Origin of the sequence: Microcoleus sp. AT9b-C3 (assembly GCF_036705485.1) — a bacterium.
GTDB lineage: Bacteria > Cyanobacteriota > Cyanobacteriia > Cyanobacteriales > Microcoleaceae > Microcoleus.
In genome coordinates, this window is record NZ_JAUBUR010000016.1 from 1 (window position 1) to 14296 (window position 14296).

Sequence of the window (14296 nt, forward strand, 5' to 3'; positions counted from 1 at the left end):
TTGGTAAATCCAGAAATCTTTGTAGTTTTCTACGCCGACTTTCTGTTGTAATTGGATAAGGAAATACCCGTGCCAGTAGTTCTAATCTCACTTGTTTTTCTGATTGCACCACAGATACCAAAGTTGTTATTACAAGAAACTGAGCTTTCGTCAGTTGTTTTTTTAAATGAGTCTGGTAAAATGTTGGTATCATTATTTTTTGGATAGGCAAGCGTGTAACAATTATGCTGCCTATTTTTTTTTAGCACACATGGGCTCAATCCTCACCACCTCTGGGTTTCAGGCTGGTTGTCACCCCCCCAGGGCACATACATCAAATTCAAAGTTGACCGTTGAGATAAGCACAGCGTAGGGAGCATCCCGGTTTTGCAAAAGCCTCAAATGGCGTATAGGTCGTTGAGGTAGGCACAACGAAGTTTTAGCATTTGATTGAAATTTTTTTTCAACCATTGAGCGCCAGAAATTTTCAACCTTCTATCTATTTGTTTGACCGTCGATTCCACCGCTCCCGAGCCGATGGAACAAATCTTGTCTTCTGATAATTGCTCATAGTTAACAATTCTAGAGCGATGCTTTTCTAGATATTTGTAAAAGTTTTGGGCTTTTTTTTGGCGACCATACTTAAATAAATCTAGGGTGGGTTCGACCCGGCCTTGCCATAAAAATTCCTTGGCTTTGGCTAGACGTTTCAACGACCCTCCCACTTTATATAAATTTTCAATTAAATGATACCAATCTAAAATTTCGCGTCGGGTTTTACCAGGATTCAACTGGCTAATAATGTTCCATATTCCCTCATGTCCATCACCCAGACAAGTTAATATCTCGGCTAAATGCTGATGGTTTATATAGTTAATTAACGCTTCATTATCTTGATAAAAAGCCCCATAATAACTTTCATGTAACCGCACGGCCTTATAATCTTGCCAATGAGACCCTTCTCCCAACTTCCCTCTCAGACGGACTTTCCCTCCATCTATGCTTGTTTCTTTGACTTCAATTTTGGCATGAGGTTCTGACCATTCTTGTTTTTCTACCAATCGATGTAAACAAGTGTGTCCAATCTTTACTCCTGTCTGAACTTCCATTTCTTGGGCAGCCTTGGAGTAGGAAAGATTAGCTATTTGACGGAGACAGCATTTTTCTAATAATGGAGATAATCGAGTAGATTTCTTGATATCTAATTTTTCGGCCTGTTTTTCAGTAATTATTAGTTCACCAATACAGCTTTTTACTGTGCGGGGTCGTCCTTGTTCTGTTCCCGTTGCTTGTTTGATAAAAAAAAACCGATTTGTGGGCCCACATTTTCCAGCCATTGTTGCCTGAGATGCTTTTCAATATTTTCCAGACTGGTCAGTTCACTTGGGGGTGTATTGTTATACAAAATTTTAGCAATTTCTGCCGTACAGGATTGCAACCGTTCTAGTTCTTCAGGGGTCATGGCTCTTTTTTTCGACTTTTTTTGACGCTTTTATCGATTTTAACTATTTTACGCTTATTCGGATATATTTACAAAACCGGGATGCTCCCCACAGCGTAAGGATTCAGGTGGTGGGTATTGACAAGTGTGATACTGGAAAGTAGGATATAGCAATTATGAAAAAAAACCTGCCACCCAAACTCAACAGTGAAATCTTAAAACAGTTGGCGACAGAGAAACTGGTAGATATGATAGTTGAGCAGGCGAGGGCTATAGAGCAGTTAAAATCCAGAGTAAGCTGTCAAACATCTAAACTGCATTAACTCGCGTTACCTTTATTTTTTATTTTTCGGTTCCAGTTCATAATTAGTCCTCCTTCATTTAACAGTTTATGTAACAGTGCTTTTAGTTTTTCAATGGATTCAAATAATCTATTAGCAACATATTCCTTGGCGGAATGCCATACTAATTCAATCAAGTTATAGTCAGGGCTATACTTGGGCAAAAACTCTATGATTAGATTCGGCATCTCTGACGCTATTTTCTGCAAAGTCTCTGCTTTTTTATGAAAACTAGCGTTGTCCAAAATTATCACAAACTTACAGCCTTTATCTTTAAAGTCTTCCGCTAAATTTCCTTGCAATATCCACTCTGCTTTTAAGTCTGCATAAAAATTTTTCAGCACAGCATAAAAATTAGCATAATTACCAGACGGAATAAAATCTACCCATCTTTTTTTGTCTGAATATCTCACTCCACCCATAACATTAATACGACCTTTTCGTCGATCTCCTCTTTTGCTACTTCGAGTTCCCTTTTTACACCAGTTCTTCCTTCTAATAACTCTTAAAGTAAATCCACTCTCATCCCAAAATCATACCTGCAAAAGGTCTGGAGATTCTTTTTTTATTTTTATATACTCAGCTAATTTATATTTAAATAAACCCCTTTCTACGGTATCTTGCTTAGACTCTAAGCTATATTTAGCCCAAAGGTAAACATACTTTTTTGATTTTAAAATCCTCCTAACTTGGGTACTACTCAGCTCTATTCCTGTCTTTTCTCCTAGATATATGGCAAGCCTAGCTGTTGTCCATCTCCCGAATTCATAGCCATATTTTTCAGGCTCAACTTCAATTTTTTCTCAAAGTAAGTTAATGTGTTTTTCTGTGGCTTTTCGGTAATTACCCTTCATCCTATTATTTTTAAAACTCTCTAAATTATCAGGATCGCCATGAAGGCTCCAATAAGCAATTTTTCTCAGAGAGCATCCTATTAATTCAGCAGCTTGAGCCTGTGTATTTCCGCTATTTAGCAATAAAAAAATTAAGGCTCTTTGCCGAATGTCTGGATGTCCATGCTCCTTTAATACTTGTTGAAGAGTTTGTTTTGTCTCGGCACTCAGGAAGTTTTTACTATGCATTAACTTTTCATAAATATGGTTATATTGTATTATACAATATGCGCTTTAAATGCACAACAGCTTAATAGAGCTAGAACAGGAAATAGAGAAACTTAAAATCAGCAGAGATTTAGACAACACAACATCATCAAAGCCACCATCGTCCGATATCCTCAAAAAAAGCGAGAAAAAACTAGAAGCTCAAACAGAGGAAAGGGAGAGACCAAAACGTAAACCAGGAGGACAACCAGGACATCCGGGAAAAACGAGGAAGGGGTTTGGTCGAGTAGATAGATTTGAGATATTACGACCGCAAGTGTGCAGATGTTGTGGTCAAGGGGAATTCAGGGGCGAACCAATAAAAATAGATACACAGCAAGGAGCTGCGGTTAGTAGAGAGTCCAATAGAAAGAGTAGAATATCAAAGATATACCTGTATTTGTAGCGAATGTGGGGAAACACTTTCCAGCAGACTGGTCGCCAGAAATAGTACCGGGACAAGATATCGGAATCAGACTGCAAGCTTTTTTGGGATGGATAAATAATTACGGACAATTATCCTACGAAAAACAACAAGAACTGTTGTGGGAATTAGGAAAAATAGACAATGGAGTGAGAACTTTAGTAGCCACCAATGAACGAATAGATGGTGCAGTGGCTCAAAGTATTGACCTGCTCAAAGAGTGGGTCAAACAAACCCAGCCCAATATCCATGCGGATGAAACGCCTTGGATGGTCAAGGGGATTAAAGAATGGTTATGGATTTTTGCCAACACAGATTTCGCATTATTTCATGCGGCGGGTACTCGTTCTCGCTCCGAGTTAGAATTAATTCTGGGTGCAAGCTATATAGCAGGGTAAACGCATCTAAATTAATTTGACAAAAATGTGAATTTGTGCATTACTAAATAACTAGGGCTTGCTGAAAAAGTCAGAAAACAGCATTTAGAAAGATGAGTGAATTCGCGATCACCTTTATGAGATAAGTTTTAGTCAAGCTTTCTTGGGTAAATACGATTTTTGCTAATCAGTAAAGGCAGAAAACCTAAAAAAAGCTGTTTGTTCTGAAATAGACACAAAAAAGCCAAAAAGCCTGCCGCAGGAGGGCAGAAAGATTCATCACCAGAAAAGTTATGGCGATGGTTGTTTGAGAAGTATTAGAAAGTTTAGCCATCACTCTACCAAGGCTGAATCTTCTTTTAGCTTCTCCAAATTTTCCCTCAATCGAGTTGCGAATTCTCTCGTCTGACTGAGCCTGTTTCTTCGTTGACTTGCTGATATTTGTCGGGGGTCTTCCTAGAGGTGGGCCACTCATCCTAATCCCTCTTTCTTTGCACCAAGCTCTATTGTCTCTCGTTCGATAAATCCGATCTACATGAATTGATTCTGGGTAAACTCCTGTGAATCGTTTAAATTCTTCTACTTGTGTTTTTAAGTCTACAGACTCGTTAAAATTATCCCAACTAATTCGGTATAAAAACACGTAGCCATTACGACAACTAGCTGACACTTTTGCCCCAACTTCAACGGATTTCCCGGCTTTTCCTCTGACAATTGGGCGGATGTGTGGTTGTGTTAAACTTACCCCATCTGTCCTGAATACTCTGTTCTTTATGTTCATACATCCATAACTGTTGACGGTAGACCTCTGTAGCCACTAACAGCATTTTATAATGATATTTGCTCAGCAACTGTAGCTGACCCATTTCATCGATATGAGCCAATTTTTTTTGATATATTGAAGTTGTTTTTTAATCGACTTTCTTCGTGCTTTTCGTAATGGCTTCCGGTTTTTGGCTATTGTTAAGTATTCTTTTCTGGCTGTGTTTCGATATGTTCTTGGTTTTTTTTTACTGGTAACTGAATTCGAGTATGTAGAGCGTCTATAATTTTTTATGTATGTTCTCTCGCTTGATTTAATAGTCCTAAGTCGGTCGGATATTTAATGTCGGCTGGCGCACAGGTTGCATCTAATATTAATTTTCCTTGATTTTTGGGTTCACTTATTTCTGATGAGTTTTTTTCAACTCCTACCCCAGGCACTTCGGTCTGCTCTTTGACCATTTTTTCGTGGATTTTATTGACTAGATTGACACCTATTCTCTGCCTAAAATGAACGAACATGGATGAGTTGAATGGTGAAGCATCACTATAGGCTGTCATACCTAGAAAGTATTGTAGGTATGGGTTTTTCCTTATTTTTTATACTGTTTCTTTGTCGCTGGTTCCTAACCTTTCTTTAATTATTAATGCCCCCAATGCCATCCTAAATGATTTGGCTGGAGCTCCAGTAGAGACTGTAAAATTTTGGGCATATTCGACTTCAAATTCTGACCACGCAATTAGTTTCGCCATGATTACCCAACGATTATTCTCTGACAATTGCCCCTCGAAGGGGAGGTCAAAGTTGGATGGCTCTTTTGGGGTTGGGTCAACTTTTCGGTACATTACGAAAGTGATGGTGTGCTGGACTTTTGACTCATTTTAGCTACTATCTTTGCACATTTTCAGCGCTAAAACGAGCCCAAGTCTTTTGATGTAAGGGTTTTAGGCTTATTCAGCAAACCCTAACTAGGGCTTGCTGAATAAGTCTGCGATCGCTCTACTTTACAGGCTATAAAAAGTGTGGGGAAGAATTTTGAGCCTAGGCCCTTGGTAGTTTTGTGCAAGGATTGAGAGTAAAATAGCATCAAACCCTTGCACCAGGACCTGCGATCGTGTACCGAAAAGTTGAGCTTGCTCCAACTCCCCCGTCAGGACTTTGAACTCTCTTTCGGAGGGAAATTGTCAGCAGATAACCGTTGGGTAAAAATGGCCCAACTAATACCGTGGTCGGAATTTGAAGCAGAATACGCTCAAAATTTTGCCTCATCTATGGGACCGCCTGCCAAATCATTTAGGATGGCATTGGGGGCATTAATCATCAAAGAGAAATTAGGAACTAGCGATCGCGAAACCGTCGAACAAATACGGGAAAACCCATACCTGCAATACTTTATCGGTCTCTCATCTTACAGTAATGAAATTCCATTTGATGCCTCTTTATTGGTACATTTTCGACAAAGGATAAGTGTCAATATGGTCAATAAAGTGAATCAAAAAATGGTAAAAAAGATTCGAGAAGCCACCACGCCTCAATCTGAATCAAACAAAAAAAAACCAGAAGAGCCGAGTGAGAGCGTACTTAGAGGAAAATTACTGTTAGATGCGACCTGTGCCAACGCAGATCTGACCTATCCCACAGATATAAGCATTCTCGATAGAGCCAGAATGCAAACAGAAAAAATTGTAGATATCCTCTACAAATCGATTAAAGACCTTTGCCCTAAAAAACCCCGAACCTACCGCAATAAAGCACGTAAAGATTACCTAGCTATTACCAAGCAGCGCCGACCGTCGCAGAGCAAAAAAAGAACAGCGATTAAAAAAGAACTGCAATACATCAAAAGAAATCTCTCTCATATTGAAAGATTAATCGAGTTTGGAGCTAGTTTAAACAACTTGAGTAAACGGCAATACAAGCTGCTGCTAGGAAAGTCATGAAGTTTACCGACAACAAGCATGGATGCACGAACACAAGACAAATAAAGTTGACGATAGAATTGTCAGTTTAACCCAACCCCATGTTCGTCCCATAGTTAGGGGTAAAGCAGGAAAACATACAGAATTTGGAGCTAAACTGTCAGCGAGCTGCTTGGAGGGGTATGTATTTTTAGATAGAATTAGCTGGGACAAGTTCAATGAGTCAGGAGACTTAATCGCCCAAGTAGAAGCTTTTAAAGAATTCACAGGACATTACCCAGAATCGGTTCATGTTGACAAGATTTACCGCACTCTCGACAATCGAGCATGGTGTAAAAAAATCGGTATTAGAATCAGCGGTCCGCCCTTGGGTAGACGCCCCACGAATGTAAGTAAAGAGAAAAAGAAACAAGCCACAGAAGATGAAAGAGTCCGCCAAGCAATAGAGGGAAAATTCGGACAAGCCAAGAGAAGATTTAGCCTCGATCGAGTGATGGCCAAACTTGACAATACCTCAAAAACAGCGATTGCAATTACTTTTTTGGTGATGAATCTTGTCGCAGGATTAAAAAGATTATTGTGGCTTTTTTTGTGTCAATTTTCATTACTTACAACTGGTTTTGGGTCAAAGATTATCAAAAATTATGCGTGTGGGAGCCAACTCAAACAAAAACTTAACTATCCGACTTGCTTGAACGAGCGATCGAACTTTTTTTGAGTTTTCTTGACTTATTCAGCAAACCCTAACTAAAAAAACCTTCTTAAAATTAAGAATTTTAACCCGACCTGAGCAGATTAAATCACAACCTTAAGAGTTTCTGAACTTCTTAAAGCCGGATAATTTTCCTTCCTAGATAGGTGTTAGATTTCGCTCATTAACTGGCAGAGTTTAAAATTTGAACTAAATAATTATTGTCCATTGCCGGTCGATACCGTTTCATTTTTAGACTTTGTTTAGAAGTTTTTTCTGGTTTTAGTAAATTTATAGCACTCCCGACGTAGGAGAGCAAAATTTTCGGGAGAATGAGCTTTGCGAATGCGACTCTTGTCTGAGCGAAAATGTAACATCTAATGTCCAATGTCAGCTATTTTCAATGCCCCAATGACTGCGAATCGCTCCAGCAATTTTTTCCGCATTACTGCTTAAACTACTAAGCGTAAAAACGAGCTTCTATCGTGGTTTTATTCCACAGCAGTCGTTCACTAATTATCATGACCACTGTTTTTGATCCAGTCCAGAATGCTTGATTATGGAGAGGTGGTAACTCAGATACATCAACAGTCCATCCCTGTCTTTTTTCCCCTCGCTGATGTCCAGCTTCTACTTGTTCATGATAGTTATACTCTCTACCTAGAACATCGGATTTTTGGGCTAATTCAAACCATTCTTTTACGGCTTTATACAGGAGAGGTTGATTTCCTTTTAAAGCTACAATATAATCTCCTTTTTTCTTGACAATCAGAGCTGTTATGTCTTTTTGACATCCCATAGCATCGATGGTTATTACACTTCCGGCAATTTCTAACATTTCTATTAATGCCGGAATGGCTGTCAGCTCGTTAGATTTTTTAGGGACTTTTTTTTCCTAAAACCAATTGATGAGATGAAGACCAGGCAGTAACTATATGTAGCGCTTTTTGCTGGTTATTTCGGTCATAAGACTGTTTCATTGTTTTGCCATCAATGGCAATCACGTTTAGTTTTAATTCCGCGACTATCGCATTTACCCAACTCAAAAAACATTCTTGAAACTGCTGCGGTTCAATTCGGGCGAAGAAGGAGACTAAATGTGTCATGAGATGGTATACCATTCGGTAATTCTAGAAAGCTTTTTAACCATTGATATTTGGCCCTGCCATAGGCTTCTATTGCCACCCATCCGTCGGCACCGCTGATGATAGCTAGAATCGCAATCGCTATAATATCTTTGAGTAAGTGTTCTTTACTTCTTTCTATCCTTGGGTCGTTCAAATTGGCAAAATGTTCTAAAAAACTGGCATTCAAAATATTCATTGAAGGCAATGAATCTGTTTGTTTTTGTTGGCAAGTTACAGTTTTACTAAAACCTCTTGCCATTGATAGCACCCATAAACTACAACAAGCTACATTGAAATTTAGTTAAATTTAACTGTAGCATATTTTGGGTGAAAGTTAAGATGCGTTTACCCTGTCTCATTTACAAGCTTGTTAAATATTGCTATCCAAGGAACTTTAGCCCAAGAACCATTACCTGCTGAAGCTTTTACGCTATAGATTTCTGGTACTTCCAATGAAGCACTTATTGATTTTGGCACTACATTTCTGACATAACTAGCAAACGAATGTCCCTTGAAGTTGTCATTACTGACCACTGGATATTCAAACATGATTTTTTCAAGGGACTCTCTAAGCGTCATAACCAAAAATTAATGTTGCATCTTCAATTTAATTATCGTCCCTTACTAGCAGCTTTCAAATATTAACCCTGGCGATAACCTAGAGCATAACCCTTAATTATACTGCAACTGCCCTATAACATTCTATACCAGATGTTAACTGCAAACAACCGTAAGATTACCCGATCGCCCATCCTGTATATTGCCCCAAATACAGCGCTGCCCCCAAGCCGCAAATCTCCCTTGCAGAAAGTGGCACAAACGTGATAGGGTATAAGCTTGTGTCCAAATAACACCAGTTCATGCCAAAACTCAAAACTCGCAAAGCAGCCGCAAAGCGCTTTAGAGCGACCGGCAGCGGTAAAATTGTGCGCCGTAAAGCTTACAAAAGCCACTTGCTACAGCACAAAAGTTCAGCTCGCAAAAGCCGTCTATCTAAGCTGGTCGTCATCGACGAGACCAACGATGCTAACGTGCGGTTAATGCTTCCATACTTGTAAAGTTTAACGGAAATTAAAGATGACACGGGTAAAACGCGGTAATGTCGCCAGAGCGCGCCGCAAAAAAATTCTCAAATTAGCCAAGGGTTTCCGAGGCGCACAGTCGAAACAGTTCCGCACAGCTAACCAACGGGTGATGCAGGCCCTGCGTAACGGTTATCGCGATCGCAAAAAACGCAAGCGCGATTTCCGCCGCCTGTGGATTGCTCGGATAAATGCTGCATCGCGCCAGCACGGAACGAGCTACAGCAGACTGATCGGCAACATGAAAAAAGCCAACATCGAAATTAACCGCAAAATGCTGGCACAAATGGCGATCATTGACCCCGCAACATTCGGTAAAGTCGTGGAAATGGCTAATCGAGCTGGAGGCTGAAAGTTCGCTTGATTTTCAAAAGGCAGAAAGCAGAAGTAAGAAAGATTTAACTGTCTGCCAGAGAAGGAAAACTCCTGATGAATTTAGGAGGTTGAGGGCAACTTTCCTTCTTTGTTCTTACTTCTGGACTCTTGCTTTTTCAGAAATCGCGATCGGGCCTGTCGGTCGCTATTTCCTGGTTTTTTATACAGTTGCAGAGGCAAATGTCAGAGATTGCTATCGCCTTAAAATAAATAAAACCTTCCACAGACATACCTAATTTTAAGAAAAACATGGATAGTAATTTGCTCATTGTTTACCTGTCAGTCCTGCTCGCTATACTCGGCAGCACATCCTGGTTTGTGGTGCGCCAGATTCTTAAAACTCGCAAGCTGGAAATGTCTCTGGAACGCTTAGAAAATAAGCTGACAGTAGAAAAAGGAACAGCACAGGAATACTACGAATTAGGAAGTATCTATGTAGATAAGAAACTGTACTCTCAGGCGATCGTACTGTTTCAAAAAGCCCTGAAAGCCAAAGACTTAGAAGGCGAAGAAAATCAAGCTGTTATTTACAACGCCCTCGGTTTTGCACACTTTGGCCAAGAACAGTACGACATCGCAATCCGCCACTACAAAGAAGCCCTGAAGTTGCAGCCCGAATACGTTACATCTCTCAATAACCTGGGTCACGCCTACGAGCGCAAGAAATTAACAGCTCAAGCCTTGGAAATGTACGAACAAGCTCTCGCCTGCGATCCAGACAATACCACGGCCAAACAGCGAGTAGAGTCCCTTCGGAAGCGTTTGGTAATCTATAATTGAGCGCCCATGTTAGGAGCAATACAGATCCCGCAAACCTGGTTTCATTCAGAAACCGGGTTTTTTCTTCACATAGTCCCAGATACTAAACTATCCAACACATTAATGCGTTAGTTTTTAAGAACAGGAATTCCGAGTCAAGCTCGATCGCACACCCTCCCAGCACTTTAAATTAATGTCAAGATAAAAGCAGTACCTGCAATACCGGTCAGTCCTAACAATAGAAGGAGGAGAACGTAGTGACATCAATTCTCGTTGTCGAAGATTCGTGGTTGACTCGCAGGGTAATCTGCAAAATTCTCCGAGCAGAAGGATACGAGACTTGGGAAGCATCGAGCGGCCCAGAAGCTCTAGAACAGCTCGGCACTAAAACCCCAAACTGTATGCTCTTAGATCTGCTGATGCCAGAAATGGAAGGTCGGGAAGTCCTGCAAGCTATGCGCGATCGAGGATATAAAATTCCAGTGATCGTAATTACCGCAGACATCCAAGCAAGCACCCGCTCGGAGTGCATGGAACTCGGAGCCCTGGCAGTCATTCACAAAATGCCCAACTCAGATGAACTGATCGGATGGATCAAAAAAGCTCTCAGTGTCAGCGAGGAGAGCACCCAATGAAATTAAGCACTCGACAGCTCGATGCTTTGCAGGAACTCGTCAATATCGGGATCGGTCAAGCCGCAGGGGTTTTGAACGACATGATCGACTCCCCGATTCGTTTGCAAATCCCGTACCTTCAAATTCTGACTCCCACCGACGTGGAAGAAGAGTTAGAGCAGCACCTCAACGGCGAGCAAATCGCCGCTGTCCAGCTCAAATTCACAGGCTCCTTTGGAGGCATTGCCCAGCTAGTCTTTCCCACCAACAGCGCTGCTTTGCTGGTGACGATGCTCACAGGGGAAGAAGGAACTCACGATCTCGATTCAGTCAAAATTGGTACGCTGAGTGAAGTGGGAAATATTGTAATTAATGGGGTTATGGGTGCAATCAGCAACGTGCTTCAGCAGCGCCTGAACTACTCAATTCCCACTTATAGTGAAGGGACGATTGCTAGTTTGCTGATCTCTGGCGGTTTAGCTACTGATACAGTTGTTTTATTAGCCCAGACCAGTTTCATGATTGAAAGGCTTCACATTGAAGGAGATATCATTCTTATTTTCAATGTTAATTCCTTTGACACCTTGTTGACTGCTATCAATCAACTTGCCGGGGGTCTATGATTGAGGAGAGCAAAAGTATTAAGGAAAAGTTTGGGGTTCTCGACAGCGTACCAGTCGGCGCCTGCTTGCTGCAAGACGATTTTGTGGTGCTGTTTTGGAACACTTGTCTGGAAGAGTGGACTAAAATTCCCCGCAGCCAAATATTGGGAACAAAGATCACAACCCATTTTCCTCACCTGAGTCAGTTAAAGTACGCCACTCGCTTCAAGCAAATCTTTGCAGGAGGCCCGCCAACAATTTTTTCTTCTCAAATTCACAAACACCTGATTCCGGCAACTTGGCAAGACGGCCAGCAGCGAATTCAGCAAACTACTGTGACTGCTGTGCCGGCCCAAGAGGCGGGCATAGAAGAACAGGAGATTAGAGACTGGGTTCTCCATACTCTTGAGTTGGAATCAGAGGGTACTGTCGGAGTCGGATCATCAAGAAGTGCTTTTTTGTCTAGCGAATCCCCACCCTCAGCTTCGTCATCAATATGGCCGGGGGTCAATGCCCCATCGTTCTACGCGCTGTTGGTGATTCAAGACGTGACTGACCTCACCCACCGCATCCAAGCTTACCGCACAATGCGGGATCAAGCTTTGGAAGAAGTGCAAGTGCGTCAGCGGGTGGAGGAAGAATTGCGCTCGAGTCAGCATTTCATCCAGCAGATTGCTGACGCTGCCCCTTATTTGCTGTACATATACGATTTGACCGAACAGCGCAACGTCTACGTCAACGGTCAAGCTTCTAAATTGCTGGGCTACACTCCCCAAGAAATTTTACAGATGCAAATTGCTTTGTATTCCAGTTTGGTGTACCCAGAAGATTTGCCGAGGCTCAAAGCCCACCAGCAAAAATTTCCCTCGACCCAAGACGGGCATATTTTGGAGTTGGAGTATCGCCTCAAACATCGATCGGGCGAATGGCGCTGGTTTCGCTGCCGCGACCAAGTTTTCGCCCGCACCGCCGACGGCTGCCCCAAACAAATTTTCGGCACCGCTCAAGATATCACTGAGTACAAGCGGGCAGAAGAGGCGCTGCGGCAGCAGAACGAACGAGAACTGCTGATGGCGACGATTACTCAGCACATCCGCCAGTCTCTGGATTTGGGCGAAGTACTCCGCACGACAGTGACAGAAGTGCGTCAGTTCCTTCAGGCCGATCGAGTTATGATCGTGCGCTTTAACCCCTGTACCGGCAGTCTCTGCGCTGGCCCGGCGACGGGGGCGGTGACAGTGGAATCTGTAGCTCCCAACTGCCAGCCAATGTTGGGAGAAACCCTGGAAAATTTCTGTTTTGACCAGTTCTATCTCGAAGCGTACCAACATCGATCGATCCGACCGATCGGCGATGTTTTGGCTGCGGATTTGCCACAATATCAAATTGACTTGCTCGCACAATTCGCGGTGAGAGCTTATTTGGTAGTGCCTTTAGTGCAAGGAGACGATTTGTGGGGGTTGCTGATGGCCCACCAGTGCAGTCCCCGGCAGTGGATGCAGTTGGAAGTAGAGTTGCTGTCTTCTCTTGCCACCCAGTTGGCGATCGCCATTAAGCAAGCAGAACTATACCAGCAGTTGCAAGCCGCCAACCTCAAGTTAGAGCGCTTGGCTAGTTTAGACGAACTCACCCAACTAGCAAACCGCCGCCGCTTCGATCAGTATTTAGAAATGGAGTGGCGCAGACAAGCGCGGGAACAAACTCCTCTGTCCCTAATTCTTTGCGATATTGATTCTTTTAAAAGTTACAACGATACTTACGGGCATCCGGGGGGAGACGAATGTTTGCGACAAGTCGCTGCGGCGATAGGCAATGCAGTCAATCGCCCCGCCGATTTAGTAGCTCGCTACGGAGGCGAAGAATTTGCCGTTATTTTGCCAAATACCGCGATTCAAGGCGCGGTGCTGGTAGCCGAACACATACAGCTCAAAATCGCAGCTTTGCAGCTTCCTCACGCTGGTTCTCAGGTGAGCCCGTACGTCACTCTCAGCCTGGGCGTCGCGAGTATTGTTCCTGCCTCTGAATCGGGATCCGAAATTCTAATTGCCACAGCCGACCAAGCACTTTATCAAGCTAAACGACTTGGGCGTGCTCGTATCCAACTTTACCAGCCCGATCCTGCTGCTGGCAAGCCGAATTGCACAGGCACTTCGATACTTCCTGTAGATTTTTCTCTACCCAACACTAATTTACCGTCTCCCACCAGCGCTTGACTAATTGCCATATTTGTGGATTCCGAGTAGTTATACCACTCCGCAAAAAAAATGCCCCTATCAGCGCGTGATCCAAACCCTGATATCCCTCTTATGTCACTCTGCGAATTAAAGAAGTAAGGAATGAAAATTTAAGGTTCTTCAGTATCTAGTATGCTAAACTAACAATTAAACTGCCAAGTAAGCAAACATCTAACTCGGAAGTTTTCAAAGTTTCTCAACCCGTAAGCAGAACGTTTAATCAAGTTGAGCTTATTGTTGATGCCTTCAACAACAACACTCGTAGTCTTATAATCAAAGTAAGCAATAATCTCATCTAGCCAACGAATAATAGTGTTATGACTATCGGGAAAAATTTTTTTGGCTCCTGATAGCCATCTTCCCAGTTTAAATAAACCAACCAACCAATTATTAGTCTGTTCAAAAATCTTTCTGAGCTTTTCTTTTAATTCAGGCATGAGCTTGAGAGTAGGAGATACACCACTTCCG

The 14296-nt window shown here is 42.2% G+C and carries 8 protein-coding genes and 7 pseudogenes; 8 read left to right on the forward strand and 7 right to left on the reverse strand.

The features are described 5' to 3' along the window. The 3 genes and pseudogenes from QUB77_RS15870 to QUB77_RS15880 form a co-directional block, all read right to left on the reverse strand. Nucleotides 1–193, reverse strand: a pseudogene (locus tag QUB77_RS15870) (IS4 family transposase); the annotation flags it as partial. A gap of 184 nt (nt 194–377) precedes the next feature. Continuing rightward, nucleotides 378–1441, reverse strand: a protein-coding gene (locus QUB77_RS15875; RefSeq protein ID WP_333174311.1) for an ISKra4 family transposase whose coding sequence is annotated in 2 segments (ribosomal slippage) — nt 378–1288 and nt 1288–1441 — 1065 coding nt in all. Because the reading frame shifts where the segments join, the coding sequence is not laid out codon by codon here. 298 nt (nt 1442–1739) lie between these two features. Then, nucleotides 1740–2843 (reverse strand): annotated as a pseudogene (locus QUB77_RS15880) (IS630 family transposase). A gap of 61 nt (nt 2844–2904) precedes the next feature. Between QUB77_RS15880 and QUB77_RS15885 the strand changes: the two are divergent. Next, a pseudogene (locus QUB77_RS15885) lies at nt 2905–3671 on the forward strand (IS66 family transposase); the annotation flags it as partial. Between the two features lie 196 nt (nt 3672–3867). Here the strand turns inward: QUB77_RS15885 and QUB77_RS15890 are convergent. Beyond that, a pseudogene (locus QUB77_RS15890) lies at nt 3868–5270 on the reverse strand (IS5 family transposase). A gap of 269 nt (nt 5271–5539) precedes the next feature. Here QUB77_RS15890 and QUB77_RS15895 point away from each other — a divergent pair. Then, nucleotides 5540–7062 (forward strand): annotated as a pseudogene (locus QUB77_RS15895) (IS5 family transposase). 157 nt (nt 7063–7219) lie between these two features. Here the strand turns inward: QUB77_RS15895 and QUB77_RS15900 are convergent. Together QUB77_RS15900 and QUB77_RS15905 are read right to left on the reverse strand one after the other, a co-directional pair. Next, a pseudogene (locus QUB77_RS15900) lies at nt 7220–8421 on the reverse strand (ISAs1 family transposase). Between the two features lie 86 nt (nt 8422–8507). After that, nucleotides 8508–8711: an MrcB family domain-containing protein gene (locus QUB77_RS15905; protein WP_333174308.1), complete on the reverse strand. Its 204-nt coding sequence runs from the start codon at nt 8709–8711 to the stop codon at nt 8508–8510. Between the two features lie 311 nt (nt 8712–9022). On the opposite strand from QUB77_RS15905, the gene rpmI reads away from it, so the two are divergent. The 6 genes from rpmI (at nt 9023) to QUB77_RS15935 (ending at nt 13807) form a co-directional block, all read left to right on the forward strand. After that, entirely contained in the window at nt 9023–9220 is a 198-nt protein-coding gene (rpmI, locus tag QUB77_RS15910) for a 50S ribosomal protein L35 (RefSeq protein ID WP_006634164.1), read from the forward strand. A gap of 19 nt (nt 9221–9239) precedes the next feature. Further along, a complete protein-coding gene (gene rplT / locus QUB77_RS15915; protein WP_190658174.1) occupies nt 9240–9596 on the forward strand; it encodes a 50S ribosomal protein L20 in 357 nt (118 codons plus the stop codon). Nucleotides 9597–9868: 272 nt separating this feature from the next. Beyond that, on the forward strand, nt 9869–10399 hold the full coding sequence (locus tag QUB77_RS15920; RefSeq protein ID WP_333174303.1) for a tetratricopeptide repeat protein: 531 nt from the start codon (nt 9869–9871) through the stop codon (nt 10397–10399). A 236-nt stretch (nt 10400–10635) separates the two neighbouring features. After that, a complete protein-coding gene (locus QUB77_RS15925; protein ID WP_333039645.1) occupies nt 10636–11013 on the forward strand; it encodes a response regulator in 378 nt (125 codons plus the stop codon). Then, the gene (locus QUB77_RS15930) at nt 11010–11615 is read left to right on the forward strand and encodes a chemotaxis protein CheC (protein WP_333067864.1); all 606 of its coding nucleotides are present in this window, start codon (nt 11010–11012) and stop codon (nt 11613–11615) included. The genes QUB77_RS15925 and QUB77_RS15930 overlap by 4 nt, the downstream gene beginning before the upstream one ends. Then, nucleotides 11612–13807, forward strand: a complete 2196-nt coding sequence (locus QUB77_RS15935; protein ID WP_333174300.1) for a diguanylate cyclase domain-containing protein — start codon at nt 11612–11614, stop codon at nt 13805–13807. The genes QUB77_RS15930 and QUB77_RS15935 overlap by 4 nt, the downstream gene beginning before the upstream one ends. 161 nt (nt 13808–13968) lie before the next feature. Here the strand turns inward: QUB77_RS15935 and QUB77_RS15940 are convergent. After that, nucleotides 13969–14286: pseudogene (locus QUB77_RS15940) on the reverse strand (ISL3 family transposase); the annotation flags it as partial. Nucleotides 14287–14296 lie beyond the last annotated feature (10 nt).